17 protein-coding genes and 1 rRNA gene are annotated in these 20,271 nt (G+C 60.9%); 4 read left to right on the top strand and 14 right to left on the bottom strand.

The window, feature by feature from the left end:
• Nucleotides 1-90: ribosomal RNA gene (gene rrf, locus ACJ8J5_RS19890) — 5S ribosomal RNA — on the top strand; the annotation flags it as partial.
• 256 nt (nucleotides 91-346) lie between these two features.
• Nucleotides 347-1,657: an MFS family transporter gene (locus ACJ8J5_RS19885; RefSeq protein ID WP_025304008.1), complete on the top strand. Its 1,311-nt coding sequence runs from the start codon at nucleotides 347-349 to the stop codon at nucleotides 1,655-1,657.
• A gap of 36 nt (nucleotides 1,658-1,693) precedes the next feature.
• On the opposite strand, the gene pssA is transcribed toward ACJ8J5_RS19885, so the two are convergent.
• From pssA to trxC, 4 genes are all read right to left on the bottom strand, one after another.
• Complete coding sequence (gene pssA, locus ACJ8J5_RS19880) at nucleotides 1,694-3,049, bottom strand: CDP-diacylglycerol--serine O-phosphatidyltransferase (protein ID WP_025304007.1); 1,356 nt, start codon at nucleotides 3,047-3,049, stop codon at nucleotides 1,694-1,696.
• Between the two features lie 152 nt (nucleotides 3,050-3,201).
• Entirely contained in the window at nucleotides 3,202-5,850 is a 2,649-nt protein-coding gene (locus ACJ8J5_RS19875) for a bifunctional acetate--CoA ligase family protein/GNAT family N-acetyltransferase (protein WP_173888392.1), read from the bottom strand.
• A 48-nt stretch (nucleotides 5,851-5,898) separates the two neighbouring features.
• Nucleotides 5,899-6,588: a tRNA-uridine aminocarboxypropyltransferase gene (locus tag ACJ8J5_RS19870; RefSeq protein ID WP_038629863.1), complete on the bottom strand. Its 690-nt coding sequence runs from the start codon at nucleotides 6,586-6,588 to the stop codon at nucleotides 5,899-5,901.
• 115 nt (nucleotides 6,589-6,703) lie between these two features.
• Nucleotides 6,704-7,123: a thioredoxin TrxC gene (trxC, locus tag ACJ8J5_RS19865; RefSeq protein ID WP_004928868.1), complete on the bottom strand. Its 420-nt coding sequence runs from the start codon at nucleotides 7,121-7,123 to the stop codon at nucleotides 6,704-6,706.
• Nucleotides 7,124-7,330: 207 nt separating this feature from the next.
• Between trxC and ACJ8J5_RS19860 the strand changes: the two genes are divergently transcribed.
• Nucleotides 7,331-8,419, top strand: coding sequence for a tRNA/rRNA methyltransferase (locus ACJ8J5_RS19860; protein WP_025304005.1), 1,089 nt, complete (start codon nucleotides 7,331-7,333; stop codon nucleotides 8,417-8,419).
• Between the two features lie 60 nt (nucleotides 8,420-8,479).
• On the opposite strand, the gene emrB is transcribed toward ACJ8J5_RS19860, so the two are convergent.
• The 7 genes from emrB to ACJ8J5_RS19825 form a co-directional block, all read right to left on the bottom strand.
• The gene (emrB, locus tag ACJ8J5_RS19855; RefSeq protein WP_043143795.1) at nucleotides 8,480-10,018 is read right to left on the bottom strand and encodes a multidrug efflux MFS transporter permease subunit EmrB; all 1,539 of its coding nucleotides are present in this window, start codon (nucleotides 10,016-10,018) and stop codon (nucleotides 8,480-8,482) included.
• 17 nt (nucleotides 10,019-10,035) lie between these two features.
• The gene (emrA, locus tag ACJ8J5_RS19850; protein ID WP_043143796.1) at nucleotides 10,036-11,208 is read right to left on the bottom strand and encodes a multidrug efflux MFS transporter periplasmic adaptor subunit EmrA; all 1,173 of its coding nucleotides are present in this window, start codon (nucleotides 11,206-11,208) and stop codon (nucleotides 10,036-10,038) included.
• Between the two features lie 23 nt (nucleotides 11,209-11,231).
• Nucleotides 11,232-12,683 (bottom strand): efflux transporter outer membrane subunit, encoded by a 1,452-nt coding sequence (locus ACJ8J5_RS19845; RefSeq protein WP_025304002.1) that lies wholly within the window; start codon nucleotides 12,681-12,683, stop codon nucleotides 11,232-11,234.
• Between the two features lie 27 nt (nucleotides 12,684-12,710).
• Nucleotides 12,711-13,229 (bottom strand): transcriptional repressor MprA, encoded by a 519-nt coding sequence (mprA, locus tag ACJ8J5_RS19840; protein WP_025160249.1) that lies wholly within the window; start codon nucleotides 13,227-13,229, stop codon nucleotides 12,711-12,713.
• Nucleotides 13,230-13,390: 161 nt separating this feature from the next.
• A complete protein-coding gene (gene ygaH / locus ACJ8J5_RS19835; RefSeq protein WP_025304001.1) occupies nucleotides 13,391-13,738 on the bottom strand; it encodes an L-valine transporter subunit YgaH in 348 nt (115 codons plus the stop codon).
• Nucleotides 13,728-14,474, bottom strand: coding sequence for an AzlC family ABC transporter permease (locus ACJ8J5_RS19830; RefSeq protein WP_025304000.1), 747 nt, complete (start codon nucleotides 14,472-14,474; stop codon nucleotides 13,728-13,730). Before ACJ8J5_RS19830 ends, ygaH begins: the two co-directional genes overlap by 11 nt.
• A 121-nt stretch (nucleotides 14,475-14,595) precedes the next feature.
• Nucleotides 14,596-15,795: an MFS transporter gene (locus ACJ8J5_RS19825; RefSeq protein ID WP_025303999.1), complete on the bottom strand. Its 1,200-nt coding sequence runs from the start codon at nucleotides 15,793-15,795 to the stop codon at nucleotides 14,596-14,598.
• Between the two features lie 105 nt (nucleotides 15,796-15,900).
• On the opposite strand from ACJ8J5_RS19825, the gene ACJ8J5_RS19820 reads away from it, so the two are divergent.
• A complete protein-coding gene (locus tag ACJ8J5_RS19820; protein WP_414104915.1) occupies nucleotides 15,901-16,779 on the top strand; it encodes a LysR family transcriptional regulator in 879 nt (292 codons plus the stop codon).
• A gap of 30 nt (nucleotides 16,780-16,809) precedes the next feature.
• Here the strand turns inward: ACJ8J5_RS19820 and proX are convergent, their stop codons facing one another.
• The 3 genes from proX to proV form a co-directional block, all read right to left on the bottom strand.
• Nucleotides 16,810-17,811 carry a glycine betaine/L-proline ABC transporter substrate-binding protein ProX gene (proX, locus tag ACJ8J5_RS19815; protein ID WP_025303998.1) on the bottom strand — a complete coding sequence of 334 codons (1,002 nt, stop codon included), beginning with the start codon at nucleotides 17,809-17,811 and terminating at the stop codon, nucleotides 16,810-16,812.
• Nucleotides 17,812-17,879: 68 nt separating this feature from the next.
• Nucleotides 17,880-18,962 carry a glycine betaine/L-proline ABC transporter permease ProW gene (proW, locus tag ACJ8J5_RS19810; RefSeq protein WP_141998759.1) on the bottom strand — a complete coding sequence of 361 codons (1,083 nt, stop codon included), beginning with the start codon at nucleotides 18,960-18,962 and terminating at the stop codon, nucleotides 17,880-17,882.
• Entirely contained in the window at nucleotides 18,955-20,157 is a 1,203-nt protein-coding gene (proV, locus tag ACJ8J5_RS19805; protein WP_016929846.1) for a glycine betaine/L-proline ABC transporter ATP-binding protein ProV, read from the bottom strand. Before proV ends, proW begins: the two co-directional genes overlap by 8 nt.
• Nucleotides 20,158-20,271: the final 114 nt, after the last annotated feature.

The raw sequence follows: 20,271 nt of genomic DNA, 5'->3' as shown, positions 1-20,271 counted from the left end.
ACCTGACCCCATGCCGAACTCAGAAGTGAAACGCCGTAGCGCCGATGGTAGTGTGGGGTCTCCCCATGCGAGAGTAGGACACTGCCAGGCATCAAATAAAGCCGAAAGCCCTGAACTGATGTTCAGGGCTTTTTGCTATGCGTAAAATGGAAAATCCCCGTTGTAATCCGCTTCAGCTTTCATCGTACTGTTTAATATTCATCACAAAACCAACGCATTGTTTCTCTGAATATCAGATATTCTTCGTCCGCTATTAAGTTTGGCTGTTAACTTATAAATAACAATAAAGTAACACCTGGCGGCAGGACACCGAATTTCATCATTGCTATGGCTCGGAGAAAACATCATGACAGAAACAACCTCGGCTCTTGGGGATGAGCACGGCACCGAACAGGGAGCGCTGGATAACAAGAAACGCATTTTCGCTATCGTCGGGGCTTCGTCAGGCAATCTGGTGGAGTGGTTTGATTTTTACGTCTACTCCTTCTGCTCAATCTACTTTGCTGCCTCATTTTTTCCGGCGGGCAACAGTACGACACAGCTGCTGCAAACCGCCGGGGTATTCGCCGCCGGCTTCTTCATGCGACCTATCGGAGGTTGGTTATTCGGCTACATCGCTGACAAGCATGGCCGGAAAAACTCGATGCTGATTTCGGTCTGCATGATGTGCGCCGGATCGCTGGTGATCGCCTGCCTGCCGACTTATGAATCAATCGGCAGCTGGGCGCCGGCGCTGCTGCTGATTGCCCGCCTGTTCCAGGGGTTGTCGGTAGGGGGGGAGTATGGCACCAGCGCCACCTACATGAGCGAGGTGGCAATCAAGGGGCGGCGTGGCTTCTACGCCTCGTTCCAGTACGTGACGCTGATCGGCGGGCAACTGTTGGCGCTGCTGGTTTTGGTGATCCTGCAGCAAATATTGTCTGGCGAAGAGCTGAAAGCCTGGGGATGGCGTATTCCGTTTGCCTTGGGGGCGGTGTTGGCGGTGGTGGCGCTGTACCTGCGCCGCTCGCTGAATGAAACCTCCGATGCGAAGACGCGTAACCACAAAGATGCCGGTTCGCTGACGGGGCTGTGGAAGAACCGCAAGGCGTTCCTGATGGTGCTGGGCTTTACCGCCGCCGGTTCGCTGACCTTCTACACCTTCACCACCTACATGCAAAAATACCTGGTGAACACCGCTGGTATGGACGCCAAGCTGGCCAGCGCCATCATGACCGTGGCGCTGTTCGTCTTTATGCTGCTGCAGCCGGCGGTAGGCGCGTTTTCGGACAAAATCGGCCGTCGCAGCTCGATGCTGATCTTCTCAGCCTTCGCCACGGTGTTGACGGTGCCGATCCTGTTTGCCTTGAAAGAGGTGACCAACCCCTTTATGGCGTTCGGTCTGATCGTGTTGGCGCTGTTCGTTGTCAGCTTTTACACCGCGATCAGCGGGTTGCTTAAAGCCGAGATGTTCCCGCCGGAGGTACGCGCGTTAGGGGTAGGCTTGTCTTATGCGGTGGCGAATGCCCTGTTCGGTGGTTCGGCGGAATATGTCGCGTTGTCGCTTAAATCGTTTGGCGTGGAGAACGCTTTCTTCTGGTATGTCTCCGGCATGTGCCTGCTGGCGCTGCTGGTCTCGCTCCGGTTGCATCGCAAAGGCAAGGAGATACAGCTGTAATAAAAACCCCGGCCTTGGCCGGGGTCAGCATACCGCTTACAGGATACGGCTAATCAGCCGATCGATGCGGATACGGCGCAGACGCCGAATCAGCTTACGCACCTTGATCGGGTACTGCTGAATGCTTTGCAGCTCCTGATAATGGCCGACCACGGTGGTGTGAGTGCGGATGCATTCCAGCTCTTTTTGCCGCTGCTCGCGCATTTCCTGCTTGGGATCGTGGATCAGAATGGCGTTTTCCAGATCCAGCCGCCAGGCGCGCGGGTTGAGGTTATTGCCGGTAATCAGCTGCCACTCTTCGTCTACCCACATGCCTTTCAGGTGATAGCTGTTATCGCCATCCTTCCACAGACGCACGATCAGCTGCCCGGTGTCGATATAACGCTGCAAGCGGCTCAGAAAGCGGCGCAGGTTGATCTCGTACAGGTAGGGCAGCGCGCCGATGATTTTGAACGGCTGGTCCTCTGGAATATAGAAGTCGTTGGCGGTCTTGTCGCCGACGATGATCTCCACCTGTTTGCCCTGGCGCAGCAGATAAATGATGTTGCGCACCAGCAGCGCCGGCAGGTTGAAATAGGGAGTACACAGCGTCAGTTTCTGGTCGGCGCACGACATCAGGTGATGAATGGTTTTATTCAGCACGCTTTGCTTGCCAAGCCCAACCAGCGGCGTCACCGCCAGCTCATCGTTGCCGGCCTTGCCGCGGAAGTGGTAACCCGCGCGGCGCAGGGCGAAACGGAACAGACGGGTCTCGTTTTTGATCTCCGGGCTTTTCGGCCGATCGCTGCGATCGAGGCGTTGTACGGCGCCGGCGGTGAGCAGATGCTGCTTGATGTAATCGATCAGGGTATCGGCCAACACCTCATTGGTGATCAGCTGGTAGCGATCGTAACGGTATTTCTCATGCTGATGCAGATAAACGTCGTTGATGCTGGCGCCGCTGTAGATCACGGTATCGTCGACCACAAAGCCCTTCAGGTGCAGAACGCCCAACGCTTCGCGGGTATTGACCGGCACGCCGTAGATCGGCACCGACTGTTCCGGATGTTGGCTGGCCATGGCGCAGTACCAGTCGGCGTTGGTATTGGCGGCGGCGGCGCCGATTCGCCCGCGCTGTGCGCGGTGCCAGTCGACCAGTACGCAGATTTCCAGCTCGGGCCGACGCTGCTTGGCTTGATACAGCGCGTTGAGGATCTCGCGCCCGGCGTCGTCATGCTCCAGATACAGGGCCACCAGATAGATGCGTTGGGTGGCGTTGGCGATGGCGCTCAGCAGCGTGGTGCGAAAATCGGACGGCGCGTACAACGTACGAACATCAGCAACCGTCTGGGGGAGTTTGGGCAGTTGTGCAAGGTGTTGTTGATGTTTGCTACGTTTAAATTTTGACAACATCACAGTGCGTTTCTTCTCTCATGATTGATGGCCGGAACGCCACAGGCATAAAAACAATAAACCGAATAATCGGGCGATAATACCATTAGTTGCCCCGATTGTGCGTATGTTTTGGCGTTAAGTGGTGGATTCGTAGCGCATTGCGACGCAGGTCACTGCGCGTCGGCGGCCTGCAGCGGCAGCGTCAGATTGACGATGCCGTCCTCAAGCTGCACCTCGATGCCAAAGCCCAGTCGCTGCGCCAGCGCGATCATGCCGCGGTTATTCGGCATGGTGATGCCGCTCAGGCGGGTCAGGCCATGCGCGCGCGCGTAGGCGATCATTTTCTCCAGCAGCTGACGGCCCAGGCCCACGCCTTTGAGATCGGAACGCACCAGTACGGCGAACTCGGCGTCGGTGTTGTCCGGATCGGACAGCGCGCGGGTCACACCGATGATCTCGTCTGCGCGCACCGCCACAAAGGCCATTTCTCGATCGTAGTCGATCTGCGTCATGTTGGCCAAATCGTCATGGGTAAACTCGTTGATCTCGCTGAAGTAGCGGTAATAGAGATCTTCCTTGGTCACCCGGTCGATGAAATGCTTCAGTGCCGGCTCGTCTTCCGGCAGGATAGGGCGGAACAGGCATTGGCTGCCGTCTTTCAGCGCGATGGTCTCTTCCAGCTCATGCGGATAAGGCCGAATCGCCAGCCGCGCCTGCGGATCGCCGCTGAACGGTGCGAGCTGCATCGAAACGTCCAGCAGGGTGAACTCGCTGCCGGAAGCCAGCACCGGGTGAATATCCAGCCGGGCGATCTCAGGGCAGTCAAGGATCAGGTTGGAAACCTGCACCAGCAAGCGGCTCAGCCCGGAGATATCTAAAGGCCGCAGTGCGCTGCGCCCGCGGATCTTGCCGCCTTTCACCGCCTGCAGCACCAGATAACGCGCCAGCGCCATATTCAACGGCGGCAGCGCGACCGCGACCTGATTTTCCTGGCGCCACTCTACGCCGCCTTCTCCCAGCATGATCAACGGGCCGAAAATGGCATCCTGCTCCACGGCGATGCGCAGCTCCTGGGCGCCGGCGCGGTTGGCCATGCTCTGCACCAACAGGCCGTGGATGCGCGCCTGAGGATAGGTACGCTTCACGCGGTCGAGGATCGCCTCCGCCGCGCGTTGCACTTCGGTCGCGGTGCGCAGGTAGAGCATCACGCCCTGAACTTCCGATTTGTGCGGGATATCCGGCGAGCGCAGCTTCAGCGCCACCGGGTAGCCGATCTGCTCGGCGATGTGCACCGCTTCGGCGCTGTCTTCGGCGATCCAGGTCGGCAGGGTGCTCAGATCGTAGGCCTGCAGAATGGATTGCACCTCGTGGGTATCCAACTGGGTAGCGCCTTCGGCCAGCGCCTGATGAATCAGGCGGTGGGCATCGGCGGTATTGGCGGTCAGGCCGACCGGCAGCGCCGGCGTCTCCTTCAGCTGCTTCTGGTTGCGGCGGTATTCCACCATATGCATAAAGGCGGTGACCGCGCCTTCCGGCGTGCGGTAGGTGGGAATGGCGGCCTCGGTAAACAGCCGGCGCGCCTCTTGAGAAGAGTATTCGCCGCACCAGTTGGTCAGCAAGGTGATGCGCTTGCCGCGCGCATGGCGATGCAGCGCGTCAATCAGCCGCTGCGCCGTGGCGGTGCCCGGCGCCGCCGCACTCGGCGCATGGATCAGAAGCAGCGCGTCATAGTCGTGGCTGTCGAGCAGCGCTTCGAGAGCCGCCAGGTAGCGCTGCGGCGTGGCGTCGTCGCGCAGATCGAGCGGGTTGCCGGCGCGAATGAAATCCGGCAGCGCATCGCTCAGCGTCGCCAGGCTTTCCTCGCTCAGCGTCGCCAGCTTGCCGTTGCGGCCGAGCAGTTCGTCCAGCGCCATCGCCGCCGGCGCCGCCCCGTTGCTGACGATCATCAACCGTTCCCCCCGCAGCGGATGCATATGGCTGAGGGTTTCCACCGCGGAGAACAGCTCATGGGTATCCTGCACGCGCAGCAGGCCGGCGCGCTGGATGGCGGCGTCATAAGCGGCGTCCAGCCCCAGCTGGCTGTTGAGCAGCAATTGCGCCTGTTGGCTGCGGCCGCTTTTGATCACCAGAATGGGCTTGTTGCGCGAGGCGCTGCGCGAGGCGGAGAGAAAGCGTCGTGCGTCGCTGATGTTTTCCAGATACAGCAGGATGGCGCTGGTCTTGCTGTCGCGCGCCAAAAAGTCGAGCAGGTCGTCGACGTCGATGTCCAGGCTGTCGCCCAGCGCGATGAAGTAGGAGAAGCCGACTTCGCGCTGCTGCGCCCAGTCGAGAATGGTGTTGGCCACGGCGGCGGACTGCGAGATAAACGCCAGCTTGCCCTTTTGGATCGGCACCGGCGAGAAGCTGGCGTTGATGCCCTGCCACGGCGCCAGCAGCCCCAGGCTGTTGGGGCCTAACAGCCGCATGGCGTGGCGCTGCGCGCAGGCCTTCAGCTCGGCGAACTGTTCCGGTGGCGAAGAGAGCACGATGGCGGTTTTGCAGCCGCGTTGGCCCAGCGCGTCGATCAGCGCCAGATTACGCTTGGCGTGGGTGCAGATGATCGCCAGATCCGGCGTCAGCGGCAGGCTGGCGACGTCGGGATAGGCCATGACGCCGCATACCGCCTTGTAGCGTGGCGTAACCGGCAAGATGGGCCCGCCGAAACCGCCGGCCAGCAGGTTGCTCATCATCAGGTTGCCGGCGCGGCCCGGCTGCTGCGAAGCGCCCAGCACGGCGATCGATTTGGGACGTAGTAGCGCTTCTAACCCTCGCTGGCTCATGCACGGCTCCTTTTGGCAACGTTACGCCTGATTTTAGGCGTTTTATGGCTACATTGCTGTGACCGGTGCCTCCGGCCGGGTCGGTTTTCCCGCCAGATACTGTTGACGGAAATAGCGGAAATGCTGATTCAATCCGTCGGCGGCCGGCAGATCGCCCGCCTGTTGCAACAGGGCGGCGGCCACTTCCGCCGTGCAGTGCTGCTCGGCGCGGCTGGCTTCGCGCAGCTGATAGTCGGATGCGGCATCGACGTTGAGTGAAAACACCGGGAATTGATTGAGATACGGGCTTTTACGGAACATTTTGCGCGCTTCTGCCCAGGTGCCGTCCAGCATGATGAACAGCGGCGGTTTACCGCCGACGGGCAGCTCATTGAACACCGGCCGTTCGGCGTCGGCGTAGGACGCGGGGAACACCACATAAGGCTGCCGCGTCGGATCGTTGATGGCTGCCAGCAGGGCGGGATCGACCTCGGTACGCGACCAGAGGAACGCCTGGGTGTCCGGCAGGATATCGGCGATCAGGCGCCCGGTGTTGCTGGGCTTGAGCGGCTCGGCGCCGAACATGATCAGGCAGAAGCGGCTGCCGGCCTGCTGCGGGCGAATGGTGTCACACAGGCAGTTTTTATGCGGCAGCAGGCAACCCTGACAACGCGCCACCCGGCAACCGCGCGCCAAAAAAGGGCGGGTGGCGCGGTCTAAACGGAATTGGCGCAGGCGAAGTACGGCGTTGTCGGTCATAACGATCCTGGGGGAAAAACCGCTATTGTAACGCAGAAAAAAGCCCGCCGGGAGGGGCGGGCTCGATCGGGGCGCGTTCGCGCGCGATGGCGGGATACGGCCTATACTTGCGGAATCACACTAACTCGTTGAGCCAGTTGTCAAACGGCGCTTTTGGCATCGCGCCGTTGAGCATGTCGACCATCTTGCCCTGACGGAACACCATGATGGTCGGGATGCTGCGGATGCGGAAACGGGCGCTCAGCTCCGGTTCGGCTTCGGTGTTCACTTTCACGAAGCGCACTTTGCCGGCGCGCTCTTCGGCCACGTCTTCAAAGATCGGCGCAAAGCTGCGGCACGGGCCGCACCACGGCGCCCAGAAATCGACCACGACCGGCAGATCGTCCTGCAGCAACTGGTCCAGCGTGGCGGCGGTGGCGTTGATCACTTCACCGTCGAAGAGCTCGTGGCCGCAGCGGCCGCATTTCGCGTTGTCCGCCAGACGTTCTTCCGGCACACGGTTGGTGGCATTGCAAGCTGCACAAACTGTATTCATGTTGACCTCGGGTACTGAGAAAGCCGGGTCCCCGCAACGCGGTTGCGGAGATGTTTCTTTAATGCTGACAATTATCGGCAAAACCCGGCGCGTGAACAATGAGGTTTGTTCAATGGATGTGATAGTTGGGAGCTTTTAGCGCAAGTTGGTGGCTTCGTGCACCAACATCAGGTAATCTTCGCGCCCTGCGCGTTGGTGGAGAAGACAATGAACGATTCATTTAGTGGCAAGAACGGTAAAGTCAAAGTGATGTACGTCCGCAATGACGACGACAATGGCGATGACCGCAACAAGAATAAACGTCCGGCTGGCAAAGGCCGTCCGGCTGACGGTGCGCGCTCGGGCCGCACTGGTCAAGACAAGGCGCGTGGCGGCAACGATCGCCGCGGCGCCGACTCCCGCCGCAGTGAAAGCGATCGTCCTCGCCGTCCGGCGCGCACTGAAGATCGCGGTGGCAACGAGTCACCGTGGAGAACCGTCTCGCGGGCACCGAATGAAGAGCCGGCGTTCGATCACGGTGGCATCAGCGGCAAAAGCTTCATCGATCCGGAACAGCTGCGCCGCCAGCGCGCGGAAGAAACCCGCGTTTACGGTGAAAACGCCTGTCAGGCGCTGTTCGCCAGCCGCCCGGAAGCGATCGTGCGCGCCTGGTTCGTGCAGTCGGTCACGCCGCGCTTCCGTGAAGCGCTGCGCTGGATGGCGGCTAACCGCAAAGCCTACCACGTGGTGGATGAGGAAGAGCTGGCCAAGGCTTCCGGCACCGAGCACCACGGCGGCGTCTGCTTCCTGATCAAAAAGCGTCAGGGCCTGGATGCGCAGACCTACCTGAAAACCGCACCGGCGACCGACTGCGTGCTGGCGCTGGAAGAAGTGGGCAACCCGCACAACCTGGGCGCCATCGTCCGTTCGTGCGCCCACTTCGGCGTCAACGGCGTGCTGCTGCAGGATCCGGCGCTGCTGGAGTCCGGCGCGGCTGTGCGTACCGCAGAAGGCGGCGCGGAGCACATCAAGGCGATCAACGCCGATGATTTCCTGTCGGTGCTGGATACCTTCCGCAAGGCGGGTTACACCATCGTCACCACCTCCAGCCACAAAGGCACCGCGCTGGCGCAGGCCAAGCTGCCGGCCAAGATGGTGCTGGTGCTGGGCCAGGAGCGTGACGGCCTCAGCGACGGCGCCTGGCAACAGGGCGACATGAACGTGTCTATCGGCGGCACCGGCAAAGTGGAAAGCCTGAACGTTTCCGTGGCGACCGGCATTCTGCTGGCGGACTGGTGGCGTCAGAATCAGGCGTAATCTGTTCTACGTCGGATAAAAAAACGGGCGCCCCAGGGCGCCCGTTTCGTTTATTGAAGCTTAGTGAGCGCCGCCGCCGCCACCGCCGCCAGAGCTGAACGGCGGTTTCGCCACCCATACCAGCACCAGCAGTACCAGGAACACCCCGGCCGACAGCCAGAAGATCTCGTTGGCGGAGATGATCAGGCCCTGCGCGGTGATCTCGTTGGCGATATACGCCGACGCCTGCTGCTTGCTCATGCCGAGCTGCTCCAGTTGCCGGTACATCTCCTGCGACTGCGGGTTGTACGGGTTGACGAACTCCGTCAGCTGCGAATGGTGCTGCGATTCGCGCTGCGTCCACAGGGTGGTGGTGATCGAGGTACCGATCGAGCCCGCCAGGGTTCGCGTGAAGTTCGACAGGCTCGATGCCGCCGCCATACGCTCCGGCGGCAGGCCGGACAGCGTAATGGTGGTCAACGGCATGAAGAAGCAGGCGATGGCGAAGCCCTGGACGAACTGCGGCCAGGCGGAAGCGCCGAAGTCCATGCCCGGTTCAAACGTATAGGCGCGCCAGTAGAAGCACACGGCATACATGATGAAGCTGAAGGTCACCAGCCTGCGCATGTCGAGCCGGTTGCCGAACTTGCCGATGATCGGCGACAGCAGCACTGGGATCAGCCCGACCGGCGCCGACGCCAGCCCGGCCCAGGTGGCGGTATAGCCGTACACCTCTTGCAGCAGCTGCGGCAACAGCACGATGGCGCCGAAATACAGCATGTACGCAAGACTGATGCACAGGCAGCCGATGGTGAAGTTGCGCGACTTGAACAGCGACAGATCCACCACCGGATGGTCATCCGTCAGCTCCCAGACCACCAGGAACAACAGCGCTACGACCGCCACGACGGTCAGGGTGATGATCTCGGTCGAGTTGAACCAGTCCAGCTCCTTGCCCTGATCGAGCATCACCTGCAGCGAACCGATGCCGACGATCAGCAGCACCAGTCCAACCGTGTCGATCGGTTTGATCTCGGTTTTGGTTTCTCGCCCCTTCAGCGTCGCCATCGCCGCCATGATAACGAAGGCGCCGATCGGGATGTTGATGAAGAAGATCCAACCCCAATGGTAGTTGTCGCTGATGTAACCGCCGAGGATCGGCCCGAAGATCGGCGCGACGATAACGGTCATTGACCAGAGCGCCAGGGCCATCGCTCGCTTGGCGGGCGGGTAGTTGTTCAGCAACAGGCTCTGCGACAGCGGGATCAGCGGCCCGGCCACCACGCCCTGGATCACGCGGAAGAAGATCAGCATGCCGAGGCTGTTGGAGATGCCGCACAGCCAGGAAGCGAGGACGAACAGCGCGGTGGACCAGAGGAACAGCCGCACTTCGCCGATGCGCTTCGCCAGCCAGCCGGTGATCGGGATCGAGATGGCGTTCGCCACGCCGAACGAGGTGATCACCCAGGTCCCCTGCGAGTTGGAAGACCCGAGGTTACCGGCAATGGTGGGGATCGCCACGTTGGCGATGGTGGAGTCCAGCACCTGCATGAAGGTCGCCATGGCGAGCGCGACCGTCATCCAGGCGAGCTGGGCGCCTTCAAGCGGTTTCTGTGGCAAGATGGCCTCCCGCGCGCTTAGCCGGCGTTCGCATGGATCACGTCAGCGATCAGCTGGTTAACCGGCGCCAGATTCAACGCCAGCGCGTCGCTCTGGTACAGCGGTTTGTCGCGCACCACGTCAGAGAGCACGCGGCCGTCCAGATTGGCGGTGTCGACGGTCACCAGCGTCGAAAGACCGATGCGCAGCGGATGATCGGCCACCTGCTTGGCGTCGAGCTCAATACGCACCGGCAGACGTTGCACCACCTTGATCCAGTTGCCGGTGGCGTTCTGGGCCGGCAGCAGCGAGAAGGCGCTGCCGGTGCCCATGTCGATACCGACCACTTTGCCTTGATACACCACGTCATCGCCGTAGACATCGCTGACTACCGTTGCCGGCTGGCCGATGCGCATGTTGGCGATCTGGGTTTCCTTGAAGTTGGCGTCAACCCAGATGTGATCGGCCGGCACCACCGCCATCAGCGGCGAACCGGCGGCGATCTGCGCGCCGACCTGCACGCTGCGGCGCGAGACATAACCGGTAATGGGGCTGATCACTTTGGTACGCTGCAGCGCCAGCCAGGCGTCACGCATCTGCGCGGCGGCCTGTTGGATTGCCGGCTGCTGTTCCAGCGGGGTATTCAGTACCATCGCCTGGTTGGCGTTGTATTGCTGCACCGCCACTTCCAGCGCGGCCTTGGCGCTGTCGACCGCATCGCGAGCGTGTTGCAGCTCTTCGCGGCCGATGGCGTCAACGCTGCCCAGCACCACGCGGCGTTTCAGATCGTTCTCGGCCTTGCTCAGATCGGTCTTGCGCAGGGCGATGTTGGCCTGATACTGCTTGCTATTGATGATCAGCTGGTGGGTCTGACGCACGCTGTTGGCCAGGCCGGTTTTGGCGCGTTCAAACGCCTGCTCGGCATCGGTCGGATCGAGCGTCAGCAGTACGTCGCCCTGCTTGACGTAGTCGGTGTTGTCGAAATTGACGCTGTTCACGCTACCGGACACCTGGGCCATGATCTGCACCTGGTTGCCGGAGACGTAGGCGTCGTCGGTTTCCTGATGATGACGCAGCACCAGGAACCAATACACTAAGTAAGCCACCCCTATAACAATGAAAATAACCGTCAGCAACAGCAGCCAAAATTTACGCTGCTTCTTTTTGCCGCTCGGCTGCTGCGGGTTTTGGATTTCCGCGCTCGCGCTCATGGTGTTCTCCAAGCCTTATATTATTATGCTTTCGAATCCGCTGCGGCCGGGGCCTGATAGCCACCGCCCAGCGCACGGATCAGTCCTATCTTCGCCTGCAGTAAGTTGCTGCTGGCATTTAACTCCGCCTGTTGCTGCTGCAATAGCTGCGTCTGGCTGGTCAACAGATCGTCGCGCCCGATAATCCCTGCCTGGTAACGGGCGTTAGCGACCTGATACACCTGTTGCATCGACTGGGCCGCGGACGCCGCCTGCAGCTGCTGTTGCGCAGAACTCTGCTGGATGGTGATGGCGTCGGCGGTTTCCTGTACCGCATTCAGGATGGTTTGGTTATAGGATTCCACCGCTTCGTCATACAGCGCGGATTCCTCGCCCAGCTTGCTGCGCAGCGCCCCGGCGTGGAAGATCGGCAGCGAAATCGCCGGCATCACGTTCCAGGCCTGGCTGGCCGCTTCAAACAGATTCGGGCTGGTGCCACTGGTGTTGGTGGTCATCAGGCCGGCGAAGGCTGAAATGGTCAGGCTGGGGTAAAACTCCTTACGCGCGGCGCTGACGCGCTGGCTGTAAGACTCCACCAGCTGGCGTTGCGCGGCGATGTCCGGGCGTTTGCCCAGCAGATCCGCCGTCAGCTCGCCCTGCGGTGCCATCAGGTTGTCTGCGGGCAACGGCACCTGACGCAGGTGCTGCATGGCGTTCGGCCCTTGGCCCGCCAGCGCGGCGAGCTGGTGTCTGAGCTGTTCGATTTGCGACTGCAGCTGCAGGATCTGCTGTTTGGCGACGTCGGACTGCGCCTGGGTTTGTTGCGGCACGTCGACGCCGGTCAGCCCGGCCTGATAGCGCTGTTGGCGCAGCGCGGTCAGGCGTTCATTGTTGTTTACTTCCTGCTGCAGTAGCTTTTCGAGCGCCAGATTGCTTTGCAGCTGGTAGTAGGCGGACGCCACCGAACTGGTCAGCGTCAGCGCCGCCTGTTCCTGCTCGGCGCGCGCAGCGTTCACTTGCGCTTTGGCGGCGTTCACCTGGTTGCGGTATTTACCCCACCAGTCGAATTCGTACGCCAGGTTCAACCCCAGGGAGTTGGAGCTTGAATAGATCGGCTTATGCGGATACCCCAACCCCATATTGACGTTTTGCGGCACGCGTTGACGCTGGGTGCTGGCGTTCAGATCCAGGTTCGGCCCGTTGGCGGCGTTGGCTTCGCCCACCACGCTCTGCGCTTCGCGCACGCGGGCGGCGGCTTGACGCAGGGTCGGCGAGTTTTGCAGCGTCTGCGTCATCAGGGCATCCAACTGCGGATCCTTGAGGGCGCGCCACCACTGCGGGCTGACGGCCAGCGAACTGACTTTCGGCTGAGCCAACTGCAGGCTCTGCGGATCCATCAGCGTGGATTGCGGGGCAATATTATCGGTAGAAGCACACCCGGCCAGCAGCAATACGGCGAACAGCGGGGTGAATCTCCAGTTAAATGGGGATCGCATAATAGGTACCTGAACAGAAATTGTGAATTAGGATAACTGTTCTGTGATTTCCATTTGATCCAGACGTGCCAGCAATTTGCGCGTCAGCTGTTCCAGCTGTTTTTGCTCATCGTCGGTCAGCGTGGACCACAGGAAATGCAGACATTGGTGCTGCGGCGGCAGCAGTTGACTGAGAAATTCTTCCCCCTGCGGCGTCAGATGCAGATGCAGGCAGCGGCGATCGTTATCGCTTTCACGGCGCTCGATCCAACCGCGTTTCTCCAGCTCGTCGGCGATGCGGGTCGCATTGGTGCGCGAGGAGCCTAAGGCAGAGCTTAGCTCAGAAGGTTGGATGCTGTGGCTCTCCTGCGCATCCAGGGTAATCAGCGCCATAAACAGTGTTTCGTTAATCCCCTGCGCCTTCAGCATCTTGTTGCGATTTTCCAGCAACTTGCCTTGCATGTGCATGCACAGGCGGGTCAGCAGGATTTCCTGATACGGGAAATCTTTCTGCCGGGTGGCGCGGAAATTCAGCATTTGTTCTATGGGGGCAAACGAGCTTTCCATAATTTAGGGCCTCATTAATTTCGTTCGAGATAGTAACGACGGTGACTAATAATGTAAATGTTCAGCCGTGCGGATAATTTAGCAATTCGTGTCATTTGTCAGAGTTTGTAAAGATGTGGCGCATGAAAACGCCAAAGCGAAGCCAAACGTTCGGCGCGGCGTCAGCCTGGACCGAAAAGCATTAACAGCTTTAATGTGACGCCAAAGGCCGTCGCGCCGAGCAGCGTCGACAGAATGATGCTTTTACTGCGGTAGAAGCACAGCGCCAGCGCGGCGAACCCCGCCAACGTCGGCAGCAGCTTGTCCGGTTCGCGCATCACCACCGGCGTGCTGGAGACCACCAGCAGGGCGCAGATCGAGGCGATGCCAATGCTGTCGAGTAGCAGGGCGGCTTTACCGCGTTTGAGGCCGGGCTGGGCGCGCGCCGGCGCCAGCCGCAGCGGCAGATAACGGAACAGGTAATTGGCGCAACCCACCACCAGGCCGATCACCAGCACATCAGTGTTCATGGCTGGCCTCCGCAGGGGCAGGTTGGAACAGAGCGGCGACGCAACCGGCGCCGATGCCGGCCAAAATGGCGACCGGGATGGAGAACAGCACCACGCCGAGCAGCGCACCGGCCAATGAGGCAGCGATGGTCAGGCTCTGCGGGCGCCGGAAAGCAGCCAGCAGGAAACTGAGAAACAGCGCCGGCAGCATGAAGGCCAGCGAGGCCTCGATCACCGGGAACTGCTCCAGCGGGCCGTTGCCGAACAGCGCGCCGAGCGCGGTGCCGGCTACCCAGGAAAGCCAGGAACAGAGCGCGATGCCCAGCATCCAGTTTTCGCTCCAGCTGCGGTTATTGCGCATCAGCTTGGCGGTGGCGGCGGCGAAGACCTCATCGGTCAGACCAAAAGCCCACATTGCCGTTTTACCGGGCGACATGCGCGAGACGATACGGTGACGCAGCGCCGGGCCGTACAGCAGGTGGCGCACGTCCATCGCCATCACCGTCAACGCGGAGACCCACAGCGACATGCCGGCGCTCAGCAGGGCGGTGATCACGAACTGGCTGGCGCCGGCGTAGATGATGCAGGAGAAGAAAAGGCTTTCCAGCGGGGAAAAGCCCAGTTTGACGGCGCTGAGGCCGAAGGCGAACGCCACCGGGACATACCCGATGACGATCGGCAAACTGTCGACGACGCCGTTGGCGAAGGTGGCGCTGACGGCGGGCGGATTGAGGCTGTCTGCAGCTTGGCTTTGCATGGTTGTGGATCGCAGGGTAGATAGGACTTCAATAGTTTATGCCCAGAACATTACCAGAGAGTAAGTAATGTTTATACCCTGCACCGCTAATAAATTTCTTTAGTGACTATTTGCACGATAATCAGATTGTCGCTGGCCCTTGCGGATCGTGGTGCTTGCCGAGCCACCAGGTCAGCAGGTTGAGCAGGCATAACACCCCGCCGGCGGCGGCCACGCCGTACCAGCCGGCATGCTGATAGGCCGAGGCGGAGAGCAGAGAACCGAGCGCGCCGCCGATAAAGTAGCTGGTCATGTAGCCGGCTGTCAGGCGGTTGCGCGCGTCCGGCATGATGCGGTACATCACGCTCTGGTTGGTGACGTGCACCGCCTGCACCGCCAGATCGAGGATCAGAATGCCGGCGATCAGCGCCCATAGCGACTGTTTGGCTAACGCGATAGGGATCCAGGACAGCAGTAACAACACCAGGCCGACGGTGGTGGTCAACCCGGCTTTACCTTTGTCCGCCAGATGTCCGGCGCGCGAAGCGGCCAGCGCCCCGGCGGCGCCCACCAGGCCGAACAGCCCGATCACCCCCTCGGAATAGTTGAACGGCGGCGCGGCGAGCAGAAAGGCCATTGAGGTCCAGAGCACGCTGAAGTTGGCGAACGAAAGGGCGCCGAGGATGGCGCGGGTGCGCAGCAACGGCGTGCGGCAGAACAGGCTGAAGATCGAGGCCAGCAGCTGCGGATAGTTCAGCCCGGAGTGTTGCTTATAGCGCGGCAGCGCGCGCCACAGGATCAGCGCCATCAGGATCATCAGCACGCTGGCGACCCAGTAAATGGTGCGCCAGCCGCCGAACGACGCCAGCGCGCCCGCGACGGTTCGCGCCAGCAGGATGCCGAGCAGCAGGCCGCTCATGATGATGCCAACGGTCTTGCCGCGCTTTTCCGGGTGGGCCAGCGTGGCGGCCAGCGGCACCAGGATCTGCGCCACCACCGAGAACAGCCCGGTGAGCGCGGTGCCGAGGATCATCATCGGCAGCGTGGCGGAGGTGGCGGTGATCAGCATGCCGCCGGCGGCCAGCAGCGTCATGAAGACGATCAGGCCGCGGCGTTCGAACATGTCGCCGAGCGGCACCAGCAGCAGCAGGCCGGTGGCGTAACCGAGTTGCGCGGCGGTGACGATAAAGCCGGCCTGGTTGACCGACAGGTTGAAACTGGTGGCGATGGTTTCCAGCAGCGGTTGCGCGTAATAGTTGCTGGCGACCGCCAGGCCGGTGGCGATGGCAATCAGCACGGTCAGCGCCGGGCTGAGGCCCGGATGGGCGTTTTGTGGATTCATGATTTTTTCATCACGGGAAGAAGATAGCGCGCAGTATCCGGCAACGCGTCTGTGGAAACCAATGTATAATTTTCATTTGATTTATCTCATTTCAAGATAGATGCCATGAACCTGAAACAGATCCGCTATGCGCTGGCGGTGGCGGAAGAACAGAGTTTCACCCGGGCGGCGCAGCGCTGCCATACGGTGCAGTCGGCGCTCAGCCACCAGATCGCAAAACTGGAAGAAGAGCTGGGCTGTACGCTGTTTGAACGCACCTCGCGACGGGTGCGGTTGACCCCCGCCGGCCAGGCTTTCATTCCGTCGGCGCAGCGCCTATTGGCGGCGCAGCAGGCGCTGGTGGAAGAGGTGACCGCCGCCGGCGATGCGGTGTCCGGCACCCTGACCATCGGCACAATTTCAACCATAAACGCGATTGATCTGACCGAAAAACTCGACAAGTTTCATCGCCACTATCCGGCGGTGAACATCCGCCTGTACGTTGGCATGAGCGAAGCCCTGCTGGAGGATGTGCGTCAGCAGAAGTGCGATATGGCGTTCGTCGGCATCTGGCCCGGCGATGTCGATTTACTGCCGATGTCGCACCGGCAGTTGACCGATGAGCCATTGGTGGCGCTGGTGGCGCCGCAGCACCCGCTGGCCAACCGCGAGCGGGTGAACCTGCAGGCGCTCGCGGAAGTGCCGCTGGTGGATTTCTACAGCGGCACCGGTGCGCGACGCCAAACCGATCGCGCCTTCCAGGCGACGGGTATCCGCCGGCACGTCAGTTTTGAAATCGATCATATCGAATGGCTGGAAAATCTGGTGCGGCGCGGATTGGCGGCGGGTATCGTACCTGTCTCGACCGCGCAACGCTTAAGTGCGCTGGTGTCGATTCCGATTGAAGACGGGCCGCGGCGCCAGGTGTATTGCATCTGGCCGCAGCCTTTGTCGAACGCCGCCGCACGTTTTTTACAGTTCAGCGGCATCGATATGGCGGGGTAGGGGCGCGGCAAAGGCGGCGCCCCTGAACGGTTACGACTTCGCCGCTTCGGCGGCGGTTTTCACCCAGCCGTCGAAGGTCGCCTGGTGCGCCTTGATCCAGCCGTTAACGTGGTTCTGGATATCGGCCTCCGAAGCCTGGCCTTCATGCATGCGCAGGTTTTGCGCATTGATGTCGGCGATCGGCAGCTTCATGATGGCGAACAGCTTGGCGGCCGCAGGATTGGCTTCGGCCCACTGCTTGTTGGCGGCGATGCGCATGGTGTTGACCGGGAAGCCGTAGTTGGCGCCGTTAGGCAGCTTGGTGTCGACGTTCTTCTGCTCGCCCGGCAGCGAAGAGAATGGCACCTGCAGCCAGACCACGTCGCGGCCCGGCACCATCACATCACTGACCCAGTACGGTGTCCAGGTGTAATACAGCACCGGTTTGCCCTCTTTGTAGCGGGTGATGGTGTCGGCGATCATCGCCGCGTAGTTGCCCTGGTTGTGCTCGACGGTATTGCTCAGGCCATAGGCCTTGATGTGGTGGTTGATCACCGCTTCGCAGCCCCAACCCGGGGTGCAGCCAGTCAGATCGGCCTTGCCGTCGCCGTTAGTGTCGAACAGCTTGGCGATCTTGGGATCCTTGAGCTGTTCGACGTTGGTGATGTGATACTGCTCGGCGGTTTTCTTGTCGATCAGGTAACCCTGCGCGGCGCCGTTGACGTAGACGCCTTCACGGTAGAACTTGGCGTCGCCGCCGGCGGCCTTGTACTGATCGGCGTGCAGCGGGTCCCAGTTGACCGCGATAAAGGTCGCATCGCCGGAGGCAATGGAGGTGTAGGCGACGTTGTAATCCACTTCACGCGGTTCCTTCACGTCGTAACCCAATTTCTCCAGCGCCTTGCTGACCAGCAGCGTCTGGAACGTCTCTTCGGAAATGGTGCTTTGCACCGGCTGTACCGCGATCCCCTTGCCGGGTAAGTCTGCCGCGATGGCGCTCTGTGAGCCAATCAGCGTCGTCAGGGCGAGAGCCCAGATGCCCGTGGTGCGCATAGTGTTTCCCTCTTTCGATGTGGTGGTGTCATAGCCCGCCGGGGCCGCAGCCGCCGGCGGGAAAAGCGTCAGGCCTGTTTGATGAACGGGCGAGTCAGCAGCCCGATGGGGCCACGGCGATACCAGCGGCCGATGCCCTTGCTGCGGCGATCGCGCCCCAGCGATTGGGTGAGGCGATCGAGAATGATCGCCAGGATCACGATGCCGACCCCGCCGACGGCTGCCAGGCCCATGTCCAACCGGCCGATGCCGCGCAGCACCATCTGCCCCAGACCGCCGACCGCGATCATCGAGGCAATGACCACCATCGACAGCGCCAACATCAGCGTCTGGTTCACGCCGGCCATGATGGTCGGCATCGCCAACGGCAGCTGCACCTTGAACAGCAGCTGCCGCGGGCTGGCGCCGAAGGATTCGGCGGCCTCGATCAGATCTTCCGGCACCTGCTTGATGCCCAAAATGGTCAGGCGCACAATCGGCGGCAGCGCGAAGATAATGGTGACCACCACGCCCGGCACGTTGCCGATGCCGAACAGCATGACGATCGGCACCAGGTAAACGAAGGCCGGGGTGGTTTGCATCGCGTCGAGCAGCGGCCTTATCACCTTGGCGGCGTGCTTGCTGCGCGCCAGCCAGATGCCGAGCGGCAGGCCGATAAGAATGCAGAAGAACAGCGCGGTCAGCACCAGCGCCAGCGTAACCATCGCCTGCGACCAGGCGCCGATGGCGCCGATGGCGACCAGGGAGAGCAGCGTGGCGGCGCCCATGCCGAGGCCCGAGACCTGCCAGGCGAGCAGCGAGAACACCAGAATGGCGATCGGCGCCGGCATGCCCAGCAGCAATTGCTGGAAGCCACTCAAGATCATATCCACCGGCACGCGAATGCCCTGGAACAGTGGGCGGAAGTGCAGCACCAGCCAGTCGATGCCTTGCGTGACCCAGGAGTCGAACGGCACCCAGGCCTTATGGAACGGGTCGAGCAGGCTGAAGTGTTCAGGCTGCGCCGGGGCGCTGCTGAGCCAATCTGCGCCTTGTCCGGCGGCGTCATGAGCGGCCGGCGGCGGCGCGCTGGACCAGGCGTCGCCGGCGTTGGCGCCGGCATCTGCCGGTGCGGTAGCCCAGGGATCTTGGGTTTGCGTGGTATCACTCATTGGTTGAGCCCTCCTTGTCCAACGCCTGCAGCAGCATGGCCTTGGAGATGATGCCGAGATAGTTATGTTCTTCGCTCACCACCGGCACCGCGCAGGGCGCCTGGGCGACCAGGGAAATAAGATCGCTGAGCGGCGTATCGGCCGGCACGGCGGCAGGGGCCTCGAGCAGGGCATCGTCCAGCGTTTGATTGGCGGACAGCGCCTTTTTCAGCGACTCTATCGACACCACGCCAATAAATTTCTTCCCGCGTTCAACAACATAACCATAATCACGGTCCTCATCGCGCAGCAGCTGCAGCGCCGATCGGGGGCCAAAGCCGGGGGTTTTGCGGATCAGCGTCACCGGGCGCCGTTGGGCGATATCCTTGGCGCTGAACACGTGACTGATGTCCACGCCGCGGAAGAAGGTGCGCACATAGTCGTTGGCCGGGTTGTTCAGGATCTCGTCCGGTGTGCCGACCTGGATCACCTCACCGCCCTGCATGATGGCGATGCGATCGCCGATACGCATCGCCTCGTCCAGATCGTGGGAAATAAACACGATGGTGCGCTGATGCTGGGCCTGTAATTTCACCAGCTCATCCTGCATTTCGGTGCGAATTAACGGATCGAGCGCAGAGAAGGCCTCGTCCATCAATAATATATCCGGGTTATTGGCCATGGCGCGGGCTAATCCTACGCGCTGGCGCATACCGCCGGATAATTCATCTGGATAAGACAGCGCATAATTCTCCAGCCCGACCTGACGCAGGGCATCCAGCGCTTTTTCCTGACGTTCCTGCAACGGTATGCCGGCTAATTCCATACCAAAGGCAGTATTATTCAGGACATTCATGTGCGGCATCAGCGCGAATGATTGAAATACCATGCTGATCTTATTTCGCCGCACGGTGCGCAGCGCGGTGTCGGATATTTTGGCGATGTCCTCACCGTCGATCAGCACCTGGCCGCGGGTGGGTTCTATCAGACGATTGAGAAGGCGTACCAGGGTGGACTTGCCGGAACCGGAGAGCCCCATGATGACAAATATCTCGCCTTCTTCAATGGCCAGAGTGGCGTCTTTTACGCCGAGCGATAAGCCGGTTTTTTCAAACAGCCGATCTTTTGTCAGACCTTTATCCAGCAGTTTGAATGCGCGTTCCGGGTGTTCGCCAAATATCTTATACAGGTTCTTTACTTCGAGTTTAATTGCCATGCAATTTGCTGTTTCCTCTGGTTTAATTAACGCGTTATGGGCTGTCCTTAGCAAAATAAAAGAGCTTTTTACCCTAACACAGTGAATATCTGAGACAACCCTCAATGTCATTTA

The organism is Serratia sp. CY43202 (assembly GCF_052168755.1).
Taxonomy (GTDB): Bacteria; Pseudomonadota; Gammaproteobacteria; order Enterobacterales; family Enterobacteriaceae; genus Serratia; species Serratia bockelmannii.
Note: the sequence above shows the minus strand (reverse complement) of the source record. Positions and strands in the feature narration are given on the sequence as shown.

What these genes read in the sequence shown, in the direction of transcription:
- ACJ8J5_RS19885 (WP_025304008.1), top strand. Translation starts at nt 347, where the DNA reads ATGACAGAAACAACCTCGGCTCTTGGGGATGAGCACGGCACCGAACAG.
- pssA (WP_025304007.1), bottom strand. Translation starts at nt 3,049, where the DNA reads ATGTTGTCAAAATTTAAACGTAGCAAACATCAACAACACCTTGCACAA.
- ACJ8J5_RS19875 (WP_173888392.1), bottom strand. Translation starts at nt 5,850, where the DNA reads ATGAGCCAGCGAGGGTTAGAAGCGCTACTACGTCCCAAATCGATCGCC.
- ACJ8J5_RS19870 (WP_038629863.1), bottom strand. Translation starts at nt 6,588, where the DNA reads ATGACCGACAACGCCGTACTTCGCCTGCGCCAATTCCGTTTAGACCGC.
- trxC (WP_004928868.1), bottom strand. Translation starts at nt 7,123, where the DNA reads ATGAATACAGTTTGTGCAGCTTGCAATGCCACCAACCGTGTGCCGGAA.
- ACJ8J5_RS19860 (WP_025304005.1), top strand. Translation starts at nt 7,331, where the DNA reads ATGAACGATTCATTTAGTGGCAAGAACGGTAAAGTCAAAGTGATGTAC.
- emrA (WP_043143796.1), bottom strand. Translation starts at nt 11,208, where the DNA reads ATGAGCGCGAGCGCGGAAATCCAAAACCCGCAGCAGCCGAGCGGCAAA.
- ACJ8J5_RS19845 (WP_025304002.1), bottom strand. Translation starts at nt 12,683, where the DNA reads ATGCGATCCCCATTTAACTGGAGATTCACCCCGCTGTTCGCCGTATTG.
- mprA (WP_025160249.1), bottom strand. Translation starts at nt 13,229, where the DNA reads ATGGAAAGCTCGTTTGCCCCCATAGAACAAATGCTGAATTTCCGCGCC.
- ygaH (WP_025304001.1), bottom strand. Translation starts at nt 13,738, where the DNA reads ATGAACACTGATGTGCTGGTGATCGGCCTGGTGGTGGGTTGCGCCAAT.
- ACJ8J5_RS19830 (WP_025304000.1), bottom strand. Translation starts at nt 14,474, where the DNA reads ATGCAAAGCCAAGCTGCAGACAGCCTCAATCCGCCCGCCGTCAGCGCC.
- ACJ8J5_RS19825 (WP_025303999.1), bottom strand. Translation starts at nt 15,795, where the DNA reads ATGAATCCACAAAACGCCCATCCGGGCCTCAGCCCGGCGCTGACCGTG.
- ACJ8J5_RS19820 (WP_414104915.1), top strand. Translation starts at nt 15,901, where the DNA reads ATGAACCTGAAACAGATCCGCTATGCGCTGGCGGTGGCGGAAGAACAG.
- proX (WP_025303998.1), bottom strand. Translation starts at nt 17,811, where the DNA reads ATGCGCACCACGGGCATCTGGGCTCTCGCCCTGACGACGCTGATTGGC.
- proW (WP_141998759.1), bottom strand. Translation starts at nt 18,962, where the DNA reads ATGAGTGATACCACGCAAACCCAAGATCCCTGGGCTACCGCACCGGCA.
- proV (WP_016929846.1), bottom strand. Translation starts at nt 20,157, where the DNA reads ATGGCAATTAAACTCGAAGTAAAGAACCTGTATAAGATATTTGGCGAA.